Below are 20043 nucleotides of genomic sequence, written 5' to 3'. Positions count from 1 at the left end.
TGATTGGATACTGACGTGCCCCTTCGTGATCTGCTGCTCGGCCTGTTGGTAATTACCATCTGGGCACTCAATATTATTGTTATCAAGATGGGGGTTATTGAGCTTCCGCCTCTCTTAATGACCACGCTGCGTTTTATGCTGGTGGCTATTCTTCTAGTGCCGTTCTACCCGGTGGCACGCTCCCAGCTACCATTTCTACTCCTGCTATCCTTTACCTTCGGTACCCTGCACTTTGCCCTGCTGTTTATTGGCCTGGGCCAGTCCGAGGCGGGCACCGGAGCACTTCTGGTGCAGATGGGAACGCCCTTCGCCACACTCTTGGCGGTCATATTTCTCAAGGAGAAGCTGGGGCCTAAACGGCTGGTGGGCCTGCTGCTGTCATTTGCCGGGGTGATCGTGCTTGCTGGCGGGCCTACGCTGCCCTCGCCGCTTCCGCTGTCCATTCTACTGCTAAGTGCTTTTGGCTGGGCGGTATCGCAGCTTCTGATCAAGCGCGGTCCGGCTATTGCACCCTTGGCGCTGGCCGGGTGGGTTGCGCTACTCGCCGTACCGCAGGTGGCCATTGGCTCTTGGCTGTTTGAAAACGGTCAGTGGCAGGCAATCAAGGAAGCGAGTTGGATAGGCTGGGGAGCGGTCTTTTACACCGCGGTGATGTCATCCATTGTTGCCTACGGCATCTGGTATGCCCTACTGCGGCGCCATCCGGTCAACCGGGTGGTACCGATGACATTGCTGGTTCCCGTGCTGGCCGTGGGTCTAGGAGCGTTATTGATGGGCGATAGCCTGGGTATCCATAAGCTAGCGGGCGGCGGCTTGGTGGTAGCAGGGATCGGCTTGATTCTGATCCGCTTTCGCAAGCGCCGCCCGGCGTTGTAGATGTTTCTATTAATCAGCTGGCTGGCAAAATCCGGCCTCGCCAGGCACTGATACACAATCGCCTACTTTGATACCCCGTGCAGCGAAATAGCCAGCGTTGGTTTCAAGTGCCGAATAATATGCCGCCCCGGCAGGATAAGTGGGGCAGGCACCTGGGTTATCGGACTCACAGGGCGGCATTGTATTAATCGCAACGATGCGCCCCTCTTTATCTATAAACGCGATATCCAACGGGATTAACGTACGGTACATCCAGAAGGCGTTGCCGGCAGGCTGTTCGTTCTCGAAACGAAACAACATGCCTTGCTGCTCGGGTAAGTGCTCCCGCTCCATTAATCCCTGCTGGCGCTGAGCGGGGGTTTTAGCTACTTCAACGTCCAGGCGGTGCGGCCCACTTTCGCTATGAATAGCCAATGAAAGCCTGTCGACACTTTCATTGTCAGCCCCCGCCCATGCGAGTGCTCCTAGTACAGTACCCGGCAACAAGGCGGCCAGCGACAAACCCAGCGAAGCGTTAAGCAACTGACGGCGAGTCAGATTCATAAAGGCGAATTCCTTTCGTCGGCCGACTATTCGGCGATCGTCATGACTTTCATCGTATTGGTGCCGCCGTGGGCATTCATATGATCGCCACGGGTCAGAATAACGTGGTCGCCCGGCTCGGCAAGCTTATGCTGCACTAACAGTTCTAACGCGCGATCATTAAGCTCGGTAGCGCTCATTTCTGAGGTATCAAAGGGCAGCGAAACGACCCCACGATAAAGCGCCATACGCCGCTGGGCGACCGGGTTATGGGCAAGGCCAACAATCGGCAAACCAGAACGAATGCGCGAGGCAATCAGTGGTGTATAGCCGGATGCGGTCATGCAGGCAATCGCAGCCACACCGGTCATATGGTTGGCGGCGTACATCGCGGAAAGGGCGATGGTTTCATCTGGGCGCGTAAAGCCTTCGTGAATCCGGTGGCCGGACTCTTGTGCCACCTTTTCACGCTCGGCGCCCAGGCAGATACGCGCCATGGCTTGCACGGTTTCCACCGGGTAATCGCCGGCGGCGGTTTCCGCTGACAGCATCACGGCGTCACTGCTATCTAGTACGGCATTGGCCACGTCAAATACTTCAGCGCGGGTAGGTAGCGGCGCCGAGATCATGCTCTCCATCATCTGGGTGGCGGTAATCACTGCGCGGTTGAGCGAGCGGGCGCGTTTGATCATGCGCTTTTGCACGCCCACCAGCTTGGCATCACCAATCTCAACGCCCAGGTCACCACGTGCCACCATGACCGCTTCAGAGGCTTCGATAATACCGTCGAGCGTCGCCTCATCGGCAACGGCCTCAGCGCGCTCTACCTTGGCCACTAAGCCAATCTCCTTGCCCTCTTCGCCCAGCAGGCGACGCGCTTCGAGCATGTCTTCGGCATGGCGCGGGAAAGAAATAGCCAGGTAGTCGACACCAATCTCAACGGCGGTTTTGAGATCCTGCTTATCTTTATCCGTCAGTGCCGGGGCAGAAAGCCCGCCGCCTTGCTTGTTAATACCTTTGTGATTGGAGAGCTTGCCCCCCACTACCACTTGGGTATGGACCTGCTGGCCTTCTACACGGGTAACGTCCAGCACGACACGGCCATCGTCCAGCAGCAGCCGGTCGCCAGCGCCCACATCCTGGGCAAGGGTTTTGTAGTCACAGCCCACTTGATGAACGTCGCCTGAATCACTGTCCATTGCCATATCGAGTACGAACGGCTGGCCTTCTTTAAGGCTAACTGCGCCCTCTTTAAAGCGCGCGATACGGATTTTCGGCCCTTGAAGATCGCCTAACGCGGCCACGCTACGCCCCAGCTTGGCGGCTATTTCACGGACCTGCAGCAGGCGGCGGCGATGATCGTCCGCCGTGCCGTGGGAGAAGTTCAAACGTACGACATCCACCCCCGCTTTAAGCATCGCCTCCAAAACGCCCTCACGGTCACTGGCGGGGCCTAAGGTTGCAACAATTTTGGTACGACGAAGCGGGATATGTGTCTGTGCGTTCATTAATTTTCCTAAGCAATCACGAGGTGTGTCTTTAGCTTATCAGTATAAGACTACCAAGATGACAACCGTAAGCCGCATGCACAAGTTATTCGCTTAAATCGACCTTGATTTCCAGCGCATACTCTTCGCAGTTATTGCCCTCGCCGCCACGATCAACCACTAAAAATTCGCCCTCTCGCTCCAGCACTGATTGAATCGCATGCCAGGCACCCGCGCGATAGTTCACTCCTTGCCGGCCATCGGTGACGAACGCTTTGACGTCCTGCGAATGGATCTGCTCCCCAGGCGGGGCCACCACCACAATAAAGCGCTCCTGATGCAGCGGCATAAACGCCTGGCTGCCTTGGGGATGACGCTCTAAAAAGGTTAATTCAAGCGGTAGTGAAACCGGCTGACTGACAAAGATATTAATCAGCGTATGGCCGTTTTCGCCCAGGGTTTCGACCTTGGCTAAATCATGGTGGCGCTGGGTGCGTCCCGCATTAATCGGAAACGATGCGGAAATACGCGCATCGATGACGTCGCCAAATGGCGCGAAGGCTTCCGGCGTTAGCGGCTGGGCAGTCAATGTAAGCATGATGAACTCCTGGCGTGTCGGCTTCGCTGCCGTGCAGCAACGAAGCCGTCGACATTACAGTTTTAGTGCCGCGTGACGGTTAACGTCCTTATAAAGCAGGTAGCGGAACGGCCCTGGGCCGCCGGCATAGCACGCCTGGGGGCAAAAAGCGCGCAGCCACATAAAGTCACCCGCCTCTACTTCCACCCACTGCTGGTTCAGGTGATACACCGCCTTGCCCTCCAGTACGTAAAGGCCGTGCTCCATGACGTGGGTTTCATCAAACGGGATCACGCCGCCCGGCTGGAAATTGACGATAGTAACGTGCATATCGTGGCGTACGTCGTTGGGGTCGACAAAGCGAGTGGTCGACCAGCGGCCTTCGGTACCCGGCATTTCACTGGGGGTGATCGCCTGTTCGTTGGTAACGAAAGCCTCAGGTACCTCAAGGCCGTCCACATACTCGAAAGCCTTGCGGATCCAGTGAAAGCGCACCGGCGCCTGCGCGTCGTTGCGCACCCGCCACTCAACACCCGGTGGAATGAACGCATAGCCGCCCGGTGCCAGCGTATGGCGCACACCGTCAAGGGTCAGGGTAAGCTCGCCGTCGACCACGAACAGCACGCCCTCGGCATCAGCCGCAGGCTCAGGCTTGTCGCTTCCCCCGCCCGGCTGCACTTCCATGATGTACTGAGAAAACGTCTCGGCAAAGCCTGATAGCGGTCGCGCCAGCACCCAGGCACGAGTGCCTTCCCAAAACGGCAGATTGCTGGTGACGATATCGCGCATTACCCCTTTGGGGATCAAGGCATAGGCTTCGGTGAATATCGCACGGTCAGCGGTTAGCTGAGTCTGCGGTGGATGACCGCCCATGGAGGCGTAGTAAGTAGGCACTTTTGTTGTTGGCATTGTTTCTCCTTTAGACCATTGATATGTGAGGGCCGCAAATGTGTCCCACGGCAATCTATAAAGCTTTAATTAAGCATAAGCTTTTATTTTATTTAAGCTTTTTAAACCGATTAACAATAATGAGGTTCTTGGTCCGAGCAAATTAACGGCTTGTGTAAGGCATGGAAGACAATTGAGCTTGTGCAACGTTAGTCCCAATAGTAACGTCTCTAGAAACCTTCGTTCCAAAATCTAACAAACTATACGAAAGATGGCACCTAATACCGAAGCATTTCGCATGGCTCTTTGTATCGGCCTTCGCATAGACCTTCGCATGGCCCGATGGGGGAAAGTGCGCTTACCAGGATTAGCTGAGTTCAAGCTCATCGAGTTCCTGGTAAAGCTCGCTAATAGCGTTGATACGCACACGTCCTCTGGCGAGCCGCTGGTGGAGCAAGCTATTCGACATCAGACTGATCAGGCTCATTGCGCTGGCATAGCTGTCAAAGGCAGAAACGCTATCCAATGGGCACTCAAGCCACCAGTCAACGTAGGGCATCTGATGTTTCACGGTGGCGTCGCCGAACAGCAATACCCGGCAGTCTTTAGCGATAAGCGACGTCAGCAGACTATTAAAGATCGCGGGGCGACGCCGAAACCCAAACAGCACGACGACATCATTCTCGCCGAGCGAGACCAGCTCCTCACTCAAACTTTGATTGGGTTGTGGCGCAAGGCTGATGTTATCGCGTGTCTGTATCAGCTGCTGTCGAAAATGCACCGCCAGAGGATAGCTGTTGCGAAACCCTATCAGCACGATACGGCTTGCGCTATCGAGCGCATTGACCACCGACTCAAACGTCTCGGGGTCAATATTGGCGAACGTCTGCTGCAGGTTGTCATTCTCGCGCATCAGGTGATGCTTAAAGCGCTTTTCATCCGGTCGTTCATCTCCCGTTACCAGTGGCACCCCCATGCTACGCAGCTGCCTTGCATGCTGCTTGACCACTTGAAAGCTTTCAAACCCCAGCTTCCTGAACAGACGACTTACGGTGGATTTAGACACTCCGGTCAAGCGCGCCAATTCAGCGGCACTGAAGGTCGCCAGATCATCAAAATGATCAAGTATAAAAGTGGCGACACGCTGTTCCTGAGCACTCAGCTCAGCAAACTGTGCGGTAATTCGCTGGCCAATATGCGGGCCAATATGGGGAATAGAAGAGGAGGACTGCGTACCCAAAAAAACTCCTTTAGCGCCTAGATAACACGCAATGTCATTAAGAAATGTCGAACAATACCCACGGGCAATAACGCTAATTAGGTTCTACTTGCAAAGTTGGCGAGCGAAGGCAAGACAAAAATCGGCGAAGAAACGGAGTTTACAGAGAGTAAATGAGTATTCTGAGCCAATTTTTTACGCAGTATTGTCGAGCGCAGACACTTTTCAGATGGAACCAAGCATAGCGCGATCCTCTTACGTTTAGTGCGACCTACTAAAAAATTGAGGCTCACGTAATCCAAAACTGCCCTTACAAAAACGCTTTCAGGTTAGCCGCCATAACGCTCATATAACGATAACGCCCACAACGCGAGGCACTTTATGTCCCACCCAACTCAGCGCTCTACTCCTCCCTCACCCCCCAAAATCAAGCGGGGCTGGTGTAGGGTTCCCGATATCTACGTCATTCTATTTATCTTTATTGCGCTAGCGGCGATTGCCACACACTTTGTTCCCGCCGGTCAGTTTGAGCGTGTTCCGGGCCCCGCTGGTCGCACAACGATTGACCCTAACTCATTTCAGTTTGTAGACGCCTCCCCCGCCGGCATCACCGATTTTATGCTGGCTATCCCTAACGGGTTGATAAGTGCAGGTGAAGTTGTGTTCTTCACCTTCATGATTGGCGGCATGTTCATGGTGCTGCGGCGCACCGGCATTATTGAAATTGGTGTTGATAAATTGACACGGCGTTTTACCAACCACAGCCTTCTCATGATTCCGGTTTTGATGACGGTATTTGCGGTAATCGCCACCATCATAGGCACCCAAGAGCTGGCGCTGGTCTACGTGCCGGTTATCCTGCCACTGATGATTGCCTTGCGCTTTGACTCAGTAACGGCGGCGGCGGTAGCGCTATGTGCCACGACTGCCGGTTTTTCTACCGGCATATTGAACCCGATCAATACGGGCCTGGGGCAGCAGCTTTCTGACTTACCCCTATATTCCGGATTTGGTCTGCGGGTAGCGGCGTTCATTGCGATATTAGGTGCGGCTATCTTTTTTGTCATGCGCTACGCACACCAAGTGCGTCAAAATCCGGCCCTTAGCCTTATGCAACATGATGAAGCAGAAGCCGACAAACGCTCAAGCTATCAGCATAGCGTTACAGAATCAGCGCTGGTTGCCAATACGCGACAAAAACTTGCCGCGCTGGCCACGTTTATCTTCTTTGGCATTCTGGTTTACGGCGTTCTAAAACAAGGCTGGTTCATGCTCGAAATGGCCGGCCTGTTTATCATTATGGGCGTGGCCGTAGGCTTGATTGCAGGCCTTACGACCGATGATATCTGTGAAGGCTTTAACAAAGGCTTCCGAGACGTTCTTGTCGGCGCCATGATCGCGGGGATCGCCCGGGGCGTTGCGGTCATGCTAGAGCAAGGCCAGATCATGGATACCCTGGTGTATGGCCTGGGTAATCTGGTCGGCGAGCTGCCGACGATTCTGTCAGCCATTGGCATGTACTTTGCCCAGCTGCTGTTCAATTTTGTGATTCCTTCAGGTAGCGGCCAGGCACTGGTTACCATGCCCATCATGGCGCCACTTTCCGATATTATCGGCGTTACCCGGCAAACCGCCGTTCTGGCGTTCCAGCTTGGCGACGGTATGGGGAATATTCTTTATCCTACTTCGGGCTATTTCATGGCCACTTTGGCGCTTGCCGGCGTTTCCTGGCAAAAGTGGGTGAAGTTCTTTTTCCCGCTTTTCTGCGTCTGGGTATTAATCGCGTTAGGTTTTCTCATCTTTGCCCAGGCGGTGCAGTGGGTAGGCTAAAAGACCAAGCCTTTTTTAATCCCCCTTTCTTGCCTAAGAAAGGGGGATTAAAGCTTAAACAGGTGCCGGATGATGCTCCGCCCAGTGGCGGGCGATATCCACTCGGCGCGCTACCCAAACCCGGTCATGGGTTTCGATATAGTCTAAAAAGCGCTGCAGGGCGCGAAAACGTCCTGGACGCCCGAGCAAACGGCAGTGCATACCGATGGAGAGCATCTTGGGCGCCTCTTCACCTTCTGCATATAGAACATCAAAAGCATCGCGCAGATAGGTAAAGAAGTGGTCGGCCGTGTTGAAACCTTGCGGCGCGGCGAAGCGCATGTCGTTGGTATCCAGCGTATAGGGCACGATAAGGTGAGGATGCTCGCTGCCCTGGCTATCGGTTACCTGGGTCCAGAACGGTAGATCATCGCCGTAGTAATCGCTGTCATATAAAAAGCCGCCTTCATCCAGCAGCAGCTTGCGCGTGTTGGGGCTATCACGTCCGGTATACCAGCCTTCAGGCTTTTCACCGTAAAGACGTTGGAAAATCTCCAGCGCTTTTTGCAGGTGCTCGCGCTCAATATGCTCGGGTACTTCCTGGTAGTGAATCCAGCGATAGCCATGGCAGGCGATTTCATGCCCCAGCTCCTTGAACGCCTGGGCGACGTCAGGGTTACGCTCCAATGCCATTGCTACGCCAAAGATCGTCAGGGGCAGCCCTCGCCGCTCAAACTCACGCAGAATCCGCCATACGCCCGCCCGCGAACCGTACTCATAAATCGACTCCATGCTTAAGTGGCGGTCTGGGTAGGCAGCGGCGCCAATAATCTCCGATAAGAACTGCTCCGAAGCGTTATCCCCATGCAGTACGCTATTTTCACCGCCCTCTTCATAGTTAAGTACAAACTGAACGGCGATTTTGGCTTTGCCCGGCCAGTTGGCGTGAGGCGGCGTGCGCCCATAGCCGATCAAGTCGCGCGGATAGAGAGAGTGATTCGTCAACGTCATAGAGCAGATCCTTACCGGTAATCGCTAAACGTGTAAGCCCAAGAATGCCATCATTATTTGTATACAAAGTAGCCATATTCATGGCTAACCGCAATACAGCCGTATATAGCAAGCCCCGCCTTAATAAGCCATAAATCGCGCAAACCTGAACGAATGGTCAAGCTTATTAGCCATTTTAATAAGCGTAAAGGGCTTGCTCTTGGTGCTAAACCAACCTATTTTCGTATACAAGATGTTTTAGCTTGCTTACCTGTGGATCGCTTATCGTGCATATACATATTATCAATCCCAATACCACGGCATCGATGACCCAAGCCATTTATCGTGCCGCTGAGCATCAAGCTTCAACAGGAGTTCGCATAAGCGCCTCCCAACCCGAGTCTGGCCCCGTCTCCATCGAAAGCCACTTTGATGAAGTTGTCAGCGCGGTAGGCGTGACTCAAGAAGTATTAAAAGGCGAGCGCGAAGGAGGCATCGATGCCTACATCGTGGCCTGCTTTGGCGACCCGGGCCTACTTGCCGCTCGTGAACTAACCCGCGCGCCGGTGATAGGCATTGCAGAGGCCGCCTTTCACCTGGCGACGCTAATCAGCACGCGTTTTTCGATTGTGACAACGCTAAGCCGTACAGGGATTATTGCCGAACACCTGCTGGAGCAGTACGGCTTTCGCCACCACTGTCGGCGTATTCGTGCCGCCGAAATTCCGGTACTCGACCTTGAACATCATCCCGACGCTGCCTTTAAACGTATTGTGGAAGAGTGCTGCCGCGCCCGGGATGAAGACGATATCGGGGCGATTGTTTTAGGCTGCGGAGGGATGGCAAACCTTACCCAGGAAATTAGTCGTGAAGTGGGTATTCCTGTGGTTGAAGGGGTAAGTGCGGCGTTAAAGCTTGCCGAATCCTTAGTCAGCCTGGGGCTTCATACCAGTAAACACGGCGACCTTGCCTATCCACGCCCCAAAGCGTTTACCGGTCAGTTTGCAGCGCTTTCAGATCTTCACTTACCGCCTAAATAGCATCTTATTCACAACACATAGCAGCGTCCGTCATAACGACTTAATTACAAAAGCAACAGAACCAAGCACGTCCAGTAGCACGCCATGCCGCAAGCGTTTTTCAGGTAAAAAACCTGGGATACCAACAATACTCATAATCTTGCGAGGACGATATCATGAGCATTTCAGCACCTGCTCAACCGTCAGAAGACCCATCCACTGTGAACGCAGGGGTGGGTACAAAAAGCTTGGGGGCTGAAAGTCTGGCTCCGCAACACACCCGGATTATGGGGCGAGGTTCCTATTTTCTGGCCTGGTTTGGCGGCTGCGTATCCATTGGTACCTTCGCCATGGGCTCAAGCGTGGTGGGTACGTTAAACCTGTTGCAGGCGACGCTAGCCATTGCGATTGGCTGTTTTGTAATTGGTATCGCGCTCGCGATCAACGGCGCGGCGGGCTACAAGTACGGCATCCCGTTTATGGTGCAGGCGCGCAGCGCCTTTGGGTTCACCGGTACCCGCATTCCTGGTTTGGTTCGCGCGGTACCTGCCGTGGTGTGGTACGGCTTTCAAAGCTGGATTGGCGCGGGGGCACTGAACATGGTGTCGGCCACCCTGTTCGGCTTTGATAATCTGGTGTTCTACTTCATTACCTTTCAGTTCCTGCAGATCGGCCTTTCGGTCATGGGCTTTCAGGGTATCAAGTGGCTGGAGAATGTCGGCAGCGCGTTTATCCTGTGCTCGCTGATGTACATGTTCTACGCCACGGTGCAGCGCTATGGCGATGAGCTATCCACTAGTCTATTCACCATGGAAGGCTCGTGGGGTATGCCGTTCTGGAGCGCCACCATGCTATTTCTGGGCATCTATAGCACCATGATGCTCAACGTTAGCGACTACTCCCGCGAGCACAAGAAAGGCACAGGAAAAGGCCTGCTTACCACTATTTATGCCATGTCTATTTTACCCTGCACGCTGTTCATGGGCCTGATTGGCTATATGGTGTCAGAGGCGACAGGCACGGCCGACCCTATTCAGGTGTTTGCCAACGCGGTCGATAACACTCCGCTTTTGATGATGACGCTACTGTTTATCGCCTTCGCTCAGGTGACCACCAACGTGCTTAACAACGTGGTGCCGCCCACTTACGTACTCATGGACGTGTTCAAGATTAAATTCCCGGTGGCCACCGTGATCGTGGGTTTACTCGCCTTCACGACCTTTCCCTGGAAACTGGTTCAGCCAGGCTCGGCGGCTGGTTTACAGATATTTGTACAAACCTACTCGGCATTTCTTGGCCCCATCTTTGCCATCCTGGTAGTGGATTATTACTTCATTCGCCGCCGCACTCTGGATATTAGCAAACTCTACGATCCTACCGGTCCTTACCAAGGGGTTAATAAAGCGGCGCTTATCGCCACGGCGGTAGGTATCGTCGCAGCGCTCTCGTTCTCAACGGTCTCTTGGTATGCAAGCTTAATTCCAGCTGGAGTGACCTATTACCTGTTGATGAAGCACTGGGCTCCTTGCCAGCGTTTTACACAGTAACTTCTTCCAAGCAACGGCTACACACGTGTAGCCGTGCTAACGACTAATGCAAAGAGAGCCTGTCATGCATGAGCAACCGTCTAACAGCGACCTCGATATAAAGCAGATCGACCCGACGCTTTACAACGAAGACCTGGCCCCTTTAAAACCACAGCAGCGTAACTGGGGCGCGTTTGAAATCTTCAATGTGTGGTCCAACGATATTCAGAGCCTGTTTGGCTACACTCTGGCGGCATCGTTGTTCCTCACCTATGGCTTGAACGGCTGGGCAGTGATGACAGCGATTATTCTTGCCGGCGTAATCGTAATGTTTTTGGTGAACCTAACGGGCAAACCAAGCGTAAAGTACGGCATCCCCTTCCCGGTCATGGTGCGCGCCAGCATGGGCGTACGCGGCGCCAACCTGCCCGCCATGCTACGCGCGATTGTGGGTATTTTTTGGTACGGCGTGCAGACCTATTTCGCATCGACAGCCGTTGCCCTGCTAATTACTGCTTTTATCGGCGCGGGCAGCGGCGCGACCTTTCTGGGTCTTTCAGGTGTTGCGTGGATATCCTTTGTAATTGTATGGCTTTTTCAAATTGCGATTTTTCTGCAAGGAATTGACCGTATTAAGCATTTTTTGAACTTAGCCGGTCCGTTGGTTTACGTGGTAATGGTAGTGTTGATGGGTATTGTTTGGTACCAGGCGGGAGATGAACTGTTACCCGCGATTGGTACTATCTTTAGCGGCAGCGGTGAGCAAAACGTTAGCACCGTGGGGGCATTTCTTGCCATTGTAGGCACCATGGTGGCCTACTTTGCGGCCGTGGTTATCAACTTTGGCGACTTCACACGCTTTGTAAAAACCGAACGCCAAATGAAGCTGGGTAACCTGCTTGGACTGCCGCTTAACGTGGCGTTTTTCTCATTTATCGCTCTAATTATCACCGCAGGTACGCTGGTACTGTTTGGCGAGGCGCTAACTAACCCCGCCGATATTGTTGAGCGCGTGGATTCGCTACCGCTGACCATTATCGCCGCTCTTACCTTCTTTGCCGCTACCGTGGGGATTAATCTAGTCGCTAACTTTATTCCGCCCGCTTATGATCTGGCGAACCTATTTCCCAGCAAAATTAGCTTTAAGACAGGCGGCCTAATTACCGCCGTCATCGCCTTCTTTGTGGGTGCGCTATGGGTCTCGGTGATTAGTCAGATTGGCGTACCCGGCTTTGTGAACGCCTTGGGCGCTATCGTTGCACCGTTCTACGGCATTATTGTGGTGGATTACTATCTGATTAAGCGTCAGCACTTAAATATGCAGGAGCTCTTTTCCTCAGCCCCCAGCAGCGCGTATTACTATGTGAACGGCTGGAATACCCGCGCTCTGATCGCCTTTGGCGCCGCTGCACTGTTCTCGCTTTCTACGGTGTTAGTACCCGCCCTCTCAAGCCTGGATGGCTACGGCTGGCTAATTGGCGCAGGATTAGGAGGCGCGTTTTACTTTGGCTTGATGCGACAGTTTAAGGCAGCGCCCACCTTTACCGAGCAGAAGGCAAGTTGAGATGGGGGAGCTTAACTGACCGTTTAGAAGATTTGAAAGCGCCATCGGCTTAGTGCCGATGGCGCTTTTTTAGTGCACAAGCGGCTACGAAAAAGCCGTAGCCTAGTGGTTTTTATCAAGCGTCAAATGGTTGTCAATCTCCTTGATCCGGTCTTCCGTGTGGTGATTGACGTAGAGCACCGTGGTTTCGTTGCCTTCACAGATTTTCTCGATCAGCGCGAGCACGAGCTGGCGGTTCATATCGTCAAGGCCCAGGCAGGGCTCGTCGAGTATTAGAAGCGGCGGGTGTTTGACCATGGCGCGGGCTATCAGCAAAAGCCGCTGGTCGCCGTAGGAGAGCTTGTTGAACGGCTGATCGGCGCGCGCCTGCATGCCCAGTAACGCGAGCCACTGATCGGCAATCTTCTTCTGATGGTCGGTGGACTTGGTGTATACGCCGATACTGTCAAAGAAGCCCGAAATGATCACGTTTCTGCAACTGGTGCTGACGCGATACTCCCACTGCAGGGCTGTGGAGACGTAGCCGATGAACTGCTTGATCTGCCAGATACTTTCGCCATTACCGCGCTGAAAGCCAAACACGAATATATCGTTGGTGTAGCACTGCGGATGATCTCCCGTGATCAGGGACAGCACGCAGGTCTTGCCACTGCCGTTCGGGCCGCTCAGCTGCCAGTGCTGGCCGCGCTCGATCGTCCAGTCGAGCCTATCGACAATCAGGGTATCGCCGTAGCGGATCGTCGCCTGGGTAAGCTTCACCAGCGGCTGGCTCGGGTCGAGCGCGGGCAGCCGGCTTGCAGGGTCGGCTTCGGGCACGCGCAGGTCAGTGGTCTTCAAATGCAGCAGCTGGTAAAGCTCGTTGAAGGCGGCCTCGTCCTGTCGGTCCACCGTGAACGCTAGGCGGCCTCCTTCTCTGGGCTTTTTACTGCCCTTGACCGGGTCAGGACGATCCTTATCCAGGTAGGCCACGTGAGTGATGAAATCCGGCATTTCGTCGAAGCGGTTGAGCACCAGCACCATGGGGACGTGGTCGACGATAGCGGCGAGGTGCGCCTGAAGCATGGCGAGCGTGTCGACGTCCAGGCCATCGAACGGCTCGTCCAGAATCAGCAGATCCGGCTGGTTGGCCAGTGCGCGAATCAGCATGACCTTGCGGGTTTCGCCCGTGGAAAGCTTGCGAAAAGCACGATCAAGTAGTTTAGTGATCCCGAACTTTTCGACCAGATCATTGGCAAGCTCGCCGTCCCGACAGTACTCAAAAATCATTTCCCTGACCGGTGTGCCAAGCGATACCACATCCATGATATCGGCATCGTCCTTTTTAAGCTCGGTGGCGATAAGCTCAGCCTGCGCTTCGAAAGAAACCAGCCCGACGCGCTCGGGTAGCCCTTCGACGGTGCCCGCTTCAAGCTTACCTATACCTGCCAGCGCCGCCGCCAGCGCCGACTTGCCGGAACCGTTAGCGCCGGTGATCACCCAGTGCTGGTCGGGTTCGATGGTCCAGTCAAGCTCGCTCAGGGTGAAGCGATCCTCGAAACTGATCGTCGCATTGTTTAACTGAATACTCGCTAGACGGGTCGAGGGCACCATGAACGTGCTCCTTGTAAGTTGAAAAAGGAGAGACGAAAAAGCCGAGCGTATCGTATGGGATAGCTCGGCTTTCCTGCGACTAGCTAACGCTCAATTCGTGAATTAAACGATCTTCTTCATATCGGCCATGTGCCCACGCAGCACGGCGCCGACGGCTTCCACCGGGTGTGCGCGAAGCGCATCGTTGACTTCGATCAGCCGCGCGTTGTCCACGCCGTTGTCATCTACATTCAGTCCCTTACCGATGACATCGGACTTGATGTCCTTCATGAAGTCCGCCAAGAGCGGCACGCAGGCGTGGTTGTACAGATAGCAGCCGTATTCCGCAGTATCGGAGATCGTCGCGTTCATCTCGTAGAGTTTCTTACGCGCGATGGTGTTGGCGATCAGCGGCGTTTCGTGCAGCGACTCGTAGTAGGCGGACTCGGCGATGATGCCCGCCGCGGTCATGGTTTCGAACGCAAGCTCCACACCCGCTTTCACCATGGCCACCATCAGGATGCCGTTGTCGAAGTACTCCTGCTCGGAAATTTCAACCTCGCCGGCAGGCGTCTTCTCGAAGTTGGTTTCCGCGGTTTCTGCACGCCATTTGAGCAGGTTGGCATCGTCATTCGCCCAGTCGTCCATCATGGTGCGCGAGAAGTGGCCACTCATGATGTCGTCCTGATGCTTGTTGTACAGCGGACGCATGATGTCTTTCAGCTCTTCGGCCAGATCGAAGGCCTTGATCTTGGCCGGGTTGGAAAGACGGTCCAGCATGTTGGTCACGCCACCGTACTTGAGCGCTTCGGTAATGTTTTCCCAACCGTACTGGATCAGCTTGGAGGCGTAACCCGGCTCGATACCCTCTTCGATCATCTTGTCGAAGCAGAGAATAGACCCCGTTTGCAGCATGCCACAAAGAATCGTCTGCTCGCCCATCAGGTCGGATTTAACTTCCGCGATGAACGAGGACATCAATACGCCAGCCTTGTGGCCGCCGGTGCCCACAGCATAAGCTTTCGCCAGGGCAAGCCCTTCGCCTTTGGGATCGTTGGCTTCGTGAACGGCGATCAGGGTGGGCACCCCGAAACCACGCACGTATTCGGCACGCACCTCGGAGCCTGGGCACTTGGGTGCTACCATGATGACGGTCAGGTCATCACGAACTTTCATGCCCTCTTCCACGATGTTGAAACCGTGAGAGTAAGACAGGCACGCGCCTTCTTTCATCAGCGGCATGACAGCGTTCACCACCGCGGTGTGCTGCTTGTCCGGGGTCAGGTTCAGGACCACGTCCGCCGTCGGGATCAGCTCTTCATAGGTACCCACCGTGAAGCCGTTTTCGGTGGCGTTCTTCCAGGACTGACGCTTTTGCGCGATGGCGTCCGGGCGCAGTGCGTAGGAAACGTCCAGGCCGCTGTCGCGCAGGTTCAAACCTTGGTTGAGGCCCTGGGCACCACAGCCGATCACGACCATTTTCTTGCCTTTCAACGCCTCGACGCCATCGTCGAATTCCGAGCTGTACATGAAGCGACATTTGGCCAGCTGTTCCAGCTGTTCGCGCAGTGCCAAGGTATTGAAATAGTTAGCCATGGTTAACATCCTGATGGTTGATTCTGCACGGTCGATGTCGCAACACCGACCCAAAATGTATGACACGCCCGCTCGTTGTAAAAGTCAGCGCCGTGTAGATAAAACCAATCTACCTAAAAACGACTCTTTCTTAAATTGATATATTTGCAACAGCATGTCCCTTTTTTCACAAAACATCATTATGATGGCGCTCATGAACTTCAAACTCTTGAAACAATTCCTCGCACTGGCAGAAACGCTGCATTTCGGCCGTGCCAGCGAAGAGTGCTACGTCAGCATTTCTGCGCTTTCGCGCAACATCCGTCACCTGGAAGACGAGCTGGGCGTGACGCTGTTCAACCGCGACAACCGGACGGTGGTGCTGACCCAGCAAGGGCAGAAATTTCTCGAGTACGCTCGCGAAGCCAGCAATCAGTGGAATCTGATTCGTCACGAGCTTATCGAAAACCCGGGTCAATTGAGCGGTGAAATAAGCCTGTATGGCTCGGTGACGGCAAGCTACAGCTTTTTGCACGAGCTGCTGCGCCGTTTTCGTATCGCCTACCCGGCCATCGAGATAAAGCTGCGCACCGGCGACCCGGAGCATGCCATCGCCCATGTGCTGGATGGCAAGGAAGACCTTAGCATTGCGGCAAAGCCCGCCCATCTACCCCGGGGCCTGGCCTTTAAGCCCATCGCCACCTCCCCCTTGCTGTTTATCGCCCCCTTGGAGCAGCAGGTGCCGAATGCGCCGACCGGCACGCCGACCACATCGGCCGAGTGGGCGAGTATTCCCATGATTCTGTCGGAAAGCGGCGTTTCCAGAGCGCGCGTGGATGAATGGTTTCGCAAGCAGGACATCTCGCCGCGTATCTATGCCCAGGTGACCGGTAATGAGGCGATCGTCAGTATGGTAAGCCTGGGGTTTGGTATTGGCGTGGTGCCCAAGATCGTCCTCGACAACAGCCCGTTGATGGACCGTATTCGCGTGCTCGACGTGGCGCCCAAGCTTGCGCCCTACGATATCGGACTGTTCACCCTGAAGAAGAACCTGAAAAACCCGCTGGTCGAGGCGTTCTGGCGCTTGATGTAAGCTCTACACGCCGTTTTAGCGACGGGGTCAACCATCATCCCCCAAATATCTGCTGTAGATCCGGCGCGCTTTCCTCCCCTTCAACCATGGAAAGGGACGCCTCGATAGCCTTTAAGTGGCGGCTCATAAAGGCCTTGGCGCGCTCACCGTTGCCGGCTTCCAGATAACCAATCAGGTCATCGTGGTCGTGGGATTCGCAGCCTAGATGGCCACGATGACCGTATACCGCGAGAATAAGGGAAGAACGCGAGCAGAGCCTTTCGACAAACTCGGCAAGCGTTGCGTTGCCGGATAGCTGGGCTAGGCGCACATGAAAGTCTGCTGACAGACGAATAGCGATGCTCTGTTGACCACTGCGCAGCGCCTGGCGCTCTTGGCGAGCCATGTCGCGCAGTTCCGCGGCTTCTTTTTCACCAATTCGCTTCGCCACATCGGGCATTAGCCCGCATTCGATAAGCTGGCGGGCGTCGAAAACATCCTTGGCCTCTTCGGCGGTGGGCCGTGTCACGCTCGCTCCACGACGCGGCGTCAGGGTTACCAACTGCTCTAGCGCAAGGCGCTGCAGAATTTTGCGAATGCCGGTGCGACTAATGCTGAATACCTCGGCAAGCGCATCTTCACGCAGCCGGGCGCCGGGCTTTAAGCGCTGCTCAACAATTGCATCGCTTACCGCGCGATAAATAGCCTCGTGGCGCTCATCGCCCTCTTTTTCCGGAGCAACTCGCTTCACGGTCGCCTGCGCATCACTCATGTGGCTCTCCTGTCCCCTACCTTCTGGCGTCTTTTAGGACACCATCATACCGTGCTTAGCGTTGTTTTATGAGATGTCGGCAAATGGTGGGATGGCTATCAACTGCCACGGTAGGTGGAATAGCCATAGGGAGATAAAAGAAGCGGTACATGGTAATGCTGGCTTGAGTCAGCTACGCCAAAACGCAAGGGGATAACGTCTAAAAAGCGCGGTTCTTCAGCTTCAACGCCCTGTACGCGCAGATAGTCACCGGCGTGAAATACCAGCTCATACTCACCGGGCGTAAATGCATCGCCTTCCAGCAGCGGCGCGTCACAGCGGCCATCCATGTTAGTTACCGCTTCGCCCACATGCTCGCGATGACCAGCGGCCAGGCGAAATATCTGAATGGTAATCCCGTTACCCGGCTGACCTTTTGCTGTATCCAATACGTGGGTAGTTAAACGGCCCATAACAACTCCTTGTTACTGGTGAGTGATCGCGACTCGAATAAAGTCATCAATCTAGATTACCTTCGTGGTGTTTATATTGTATACATGATTAGCATCAGAGCACGCTTAAGGAATCGTCATGTTTTCTGAAACCAGCTTAATGCTGCATCCCCGCCCTAGCGAGCTATCGCTAAGCGCCTTTGTTGATCATTACGGCGATATATATGAGCACTCGCCCTGGGTTGCCGAAGCGGCTTGGCAGCAAGGGCTGCGAGAAGAGTATGATTCTCCAGGGGCACTTGCGGTACTGATGGGCAAAATGTTGCAAGAGGCCCCCGCTGAACAGCAGGTGGCCGTTATTCAGGCCCACCCGGATCTTGCCGGGAAAGCAGCGCTTGCGGGGGCGTTAACCCAGGACTCCGCTCGTGAACAGGCAGGCGCCGGGCTAGATCAGTGTTCTAAAGAGGAGTTTTCCCGCTTTGAAGCGCTAAATGAAGCGTACAAAAACAAGTTCGGCTTTCCGTTTGTTATCGCAGTAAAAGGTCTTGACCGACATGCCATTTTGGCGGCGTTTGAAGAGCGCTTGCATAATGATGTGGCAACCGAGCGAGCAACGGCCATTGAGCAAATCATCCGCATTGCCTGCTTTCGCTTAACCGCCCGGGCCTTAGGCGAATAATTAGCCCACGTGGCTTGCGCCCATAAAAAAACGCCGCGCCGAAAAGGCGCAGCGTTTTTCGCTGCCAGGGGGTTAGCAGCTTAAAAAGGCTTACTGCTTATTGGTACCCGCGGCTTTCTGAGCATTGTCAGCCGCCTTTTGAGTATTATCGACCGCCTTCTGGGTATTTTCTTCAGCCATTTTTTGGCTTTCCTGCATAAAATCCTGACCGATAGAAGATACTTTTTCAGAATCCCCTTTTACACGCTCCATGAAATCACCGGCAACACGCTGCTGACTTTCCAGGGCTTTTTTGAAGCTGTCGGCATCTTTAACATCAAGCCAGGTACGAGCTTGAGAAATGGTCATGTCCGAGTAGGCGCGGGCAGCGTCAATCTGGGCACCCATCAACTTTTCGTAATAATCGAGCGCTGCCAGCGTGTAAGAACGCATGGGCGATACAAAAGCAGACTCAAACTGTTGATTGGTGTTCTCTGCAGTTTTCATCATTACGACATCTCCTCGAGTTGGCTAGCAGGTCGCCGCCCGTTCGTGGTGGAGGCGATGCTGATGCATTGGCATTTGCCGCCGCTCCCCCCAAGCTAGCAGTGCTTTTTGTGCAGCGCAACATGATTTTATTAAACACCTCGCTTAACGTCGGGCATTATCAGCAAGCTAGTTTAAAAATCAGTACGTTATTTTCACTTTAACTTAAATCACGAATGGTTAAGGCGTTGCCTGCTACGCCGCCGTGAACCGTCAGCATACGCTTAAACCACTCCTCCACCGGGTCATTCGGCTCGACAAGTGCCTCCAGTGATACGGTATATGCCCACATCATGCTGCCAAACAATAAATAGTCAGCACCGCTAGGTGCGTCACCGTCGATAAAAGGACTGCTGCGCAGCTGGTCACGCACGGGTGCCAATACCTGGGTTAACTGCTGTCTGCCCTGCTCGGGGTTATGCACCTCTTCCAGAGGCATGCCAAACCGGGCTTCACGGGTTTTACGGAAATAGTCACGGTCATCCGGATGAATGGCGGCTAATAGATCCAGCGCAACAATACGGAAAAGCCCTGGCGTTACGCTACGCTCGACAAAATATTTAAAAAATAGTGCGCGCTGATAGCTGGCACCCTCGCCAAGTACAGGCGACTCCGGATAGGTTTTATCCAGGTAGCGCATGATCTCAAAGCTATCGGTAATCACCTGATCGTTGTCACATAGCACCGGGACTTTATCGTAGTCAGCGAATGCCAGTGCTTCCTTGTCCTCAAACCGCCAGGCAATGGTCTCGAATGCAAGCCCCTTATGAGCCAGCGCCATCCGCACGCGCCAGCAGTAAGGGGAAAACCGTAATCGTTCATCACGCCCACACAGGTCATAAAGCTTTAGTGTCATTTTTTTATCCTTACCGTTAAGGGTTAGATAGAGCTACAGCCAAGCCTGCTAATAGACCTTGAGCTTAATGCACTAGCTATACAAGAG

Annotated in this window: 19 protein-coding genes; 7 read left to right on the top strand and 12 right to left on the bottom strand. The window is 54.2% G+C overall.

Going from position 1 to position 20043, the window contains the following annotated elements:
- Positions 1-15: 15 nt before the first annotated feature.
- A complete protein-coding gene (locus D467_RS0104685; RefSeq protein WP_018916351.1) occupies positions 16-876 on the top strand; it encodes a DMT family transporter in 861 nt (286 codons plus the stop codon).
- Positions 877-885: 9 nt separating this feature from the next.
- Here D467_RS0104685 and D467_RS0104680 read toward each other — a convergent pair whose 3' ends face one another.
- The 5 genes from D467_RS0104680 to D467_RS0104660 form a co-directional block, all read right to left on the bottom strand.
- Positions 886-1419: a DUF192 domain-containing protein gene (locus tag D467_RS0104680; RefSeq protein WP_018916350.1), complete on the bottom strand. Its 534-nt coding sequence runs from the start codon at positions 1417-1419 to the stop codon at positions 886-888.
- A gap of 26 nt (positions 1420-1445) precedes the next feature.
- A complete protein-coding gene (gene pyk / locus D467_RS0104675; protein ID WP_018916349.1) occupies positions 1446-2906 on the bottom strand; it encodes a pyruvate kinase in 1461 nt (486 codons plus the stop codon).
- Between the two features lie 85 nt (positions 2907-2991).
- The gene (locus tag D467_RS0104670) at positions 2992-3483 is read right to left on the bottom strand and encodes an ureidoglycolate lyase (protein WP_018916348.1); all 492 of its coding nucleotides are present in this window, start codon (positions 3481-3483) and stop codon (positions 2992-2994) included.
- Between the two features lie 54 nt (positions 3484-3537).
- On the bottom strand, positions 3538-4371 hold the full coding sequence (locus D467_RS0104665; RefSeq protein ID WP_018916347.1) for a bifunctional allantoicase/(S)-ureidoglycine aminohydrolase: 834 nt from the start codon (positions 4369-4371) through the stop codon (positions 3538-3540).
- 346 nt (positions 4372-4717) lie between these two features.
- Positions 4718-5590 carry a MurR/RpiR family transcriptional regulator gene (locus D467_RS0104660; RefSeq protein ID WP_018916346.1) on the bottom strand — a complete coding sequence of 291 codons (873 nt, stop codon included), beginning with the start codon at positions 5588-5590 and terminating at the stop codon, positions 4718-4720.
- A 360-nt stretch (positions 5591-5950) separates the two neighbouring features.
- Here D467_RS0104660 and D467_RS0104655 point away from each other — a divergent pair, with 360 nt between their 5' ends.
- The gene (locus tag D467_RS0104655; protein ID WP_018916345.1) at positions 5951-7399 is read left to right on the top strand and encodes a YfcC family protein; all 1449 of its coding nucleotides are present in this window, start codon (positions 5951-5953) and stop codon (positions 7397-7399) included.
- A gap of 54 nt (positions 7400-7453) precedes the next feature.
- Here D467_RS0104655 and puuE read toward each other — a convergent pair whose 3' ends face one another.
- Positions 7454-8389, bottom strand: coding sequence for an allantoinase PuuE (puuE, locus tag D467_RS0104650; RefSeq protein WP_018916344.1), 936 nt, complete (start codon positions 8387-8389; stop codon positions 7454-7456).
- Positions 8390-8655: 266 nt separating this feature from the next.
- On the opposite strand from puuE, the gene D467_RS0104645 reads away from it, so the two are divergent.
- The 3 genes from D467_RS0104645 (at position 8656) to D467_RS0104635 (ending at position 12477) form a co-directional block, all read left to right on the top strand.
- On the top strand, positions 8656-9408 hold the full coding sequence (locus tag D467_RS0104645) for an aspartate/glutamate racemase family protein (protein ID WP_026285609.1): 753 nt from the start codon (positions 8656-8658) through the stop codon (positions 9406-9408).
- Between the two features lie 155 nt (positions 9409-9563).
- Positions 9564-10934: an NCS1 family transporter gene (locus tag D467_RS0104640; protein ID WP_018916342.1), complete on the top strand. Its 1371-nt coding sequence runs from the start codon at positions 9564-9566 to the stop codon at positions 10932-10934.
- Between the two features lie 64 nt (positions 10935-10998).
- On the top strand, positions 10999-12477 hold the full coding sequence (locus tag D467_RS0104635) for an NCS1 family nucleobase:cation symporter-1 (RefSeq protein WP_018916341.1): 1479 nt from the start codon (positions 10999-11001) through the stop codon (positions 12475-12477).
- A 102-nt stretch (positions 12478-12579) separates the two neighbouring features.
- Here D467_RS0104635 and modF read toward each other — a convergent pair whose 3' ends face one another.
- Together modF and ilvC are read right to left on the bottom strand one after the other, a co-directional pair.
- Positions 12580-14067 carry a molybdate ABC transporter ATP-binding protein ModF gene (modF, locus tag D467_RS0104630; protein WP_018916340.1) on the bottom strand — a complete coding sequence of 496 codons (1488 nt, stop codon included), beginning with the start codon at positions 14065-14067 and terminating at the stop codon, positions 12580-12582.
- Between the two features lie 102 nt (positions 14068-14169).
- On the bottom strand, positions 14170-15642 hold the full coding sequence (gene ilvC / locus D467_RS0104625) for a ketol-acid reductoisomerase (protein WP_018916339.1): 1473 nt from the start codon (positions 15640-15642) through the stop codon (positions 14170-14172).
- 193 nt (positions 15643-15835) lie between these two features.
- On the opposite strand from ilvC, the gene ilvY reads away from it, so the two are divergent.
- A complete protein-coding gene (ilvY, locus tag D467_RS0104620; RefSeq protein ID WP_026285608.1) occupies positions 15836-16714 on the top strand; it encodes an HTH-type transcriptional activator IlvY in 879 nt (292 codons plus the stop codon).
- A 34-nt stretch (positions 16715-16748) separates the two neighbouring features.
- On the opposite strand, the gene D467_RS0104615 is transcribed toward ilvY, so the two are convergent.
- Both D467_RS0104615 and uraH read right to left on the bottom strand, forming a co-directional pair.
- Positions 16749-17465 (bottom strand): GntR family transcriptional regulator, encoded by a 717-nt coding sequence (locus tag D467_RS0104615; protein ID WP_018916337.1) that lies wholly within the window; start codon positions 17463-17465, stop codon positions 16749-16751.
- Between the two features lie 98 nt (positions 17466-17563).
- The gene (gene uraH / locus D467_RS0104610; protein ID WP_018916336.1) at positions 17564-17917 is read right to left on the bottom strand and encodes a hydroxyisourate hydrolase; all 354 of its coding nucleotides are present in this window, start codon (positions 17915-17917) and stop codon (positions 17564-17566) included.
- 118 nt (positions 17918-18035) lie between these two features.
- Between uraH and uraD the strand changes: the two genes are divergently transcribed.
- Complete coding sequence (uraD, locus tag D467_RS0104605) at positions 18036-18575, top strand: 2-oxo-4-hydroxy-4-carboxy-5-ureidoimidazoline decarboxylase (RefSeq protein WP_018916335.1); 540 nt, start codon at positions 18036-18038, stop codon at positions 18573-18575.
- A 90-nt stretch (positions 18576-18665) separates the two neighbouring features.
- Here uraD and D467_RS19045 read toward each other — a convergent pair whose 3' ends face one another.
- Positions 18666-19064, bottom strand: coding sequence for a phasin family protein (locus tag D467_RS19045; protein ID WP_018916334.1), 399 nt, complete (start codon positions 19062-19064; stop codon positions 18666-18668).
- A gap of 196 nt (positions 19065-19260) precedes the next feature.
- Complete coding sequence (locus D467_RS0104590) at positions 19261-19956, bottom strand: glutathione S-transferase N-terminal domain-containing protein (protein ID WP_018916332.1); 696 nt, start codon at positions 19954-19956, stop codon at positions 19261-19263.
- Positions 19957-20043: the final 87 nt, after the last annotated feature.

Origin of the sequence: Vreelandella zhanjiangensis DSM 21076, from assembly GCF_000377665.1 — a bacterium.
Classification (GTDB): Bacteria; Pseudomonadota; Gammaproteobacteria; order Pseudomonadales; family Halomonadaceae; genus Vreelandella; species Vreelandella zhanjiangensis.
Note: the sequence above shows the minus strand (reverse complement) of the source record. Positions and strands in the feature narration are given on the sequence as shown.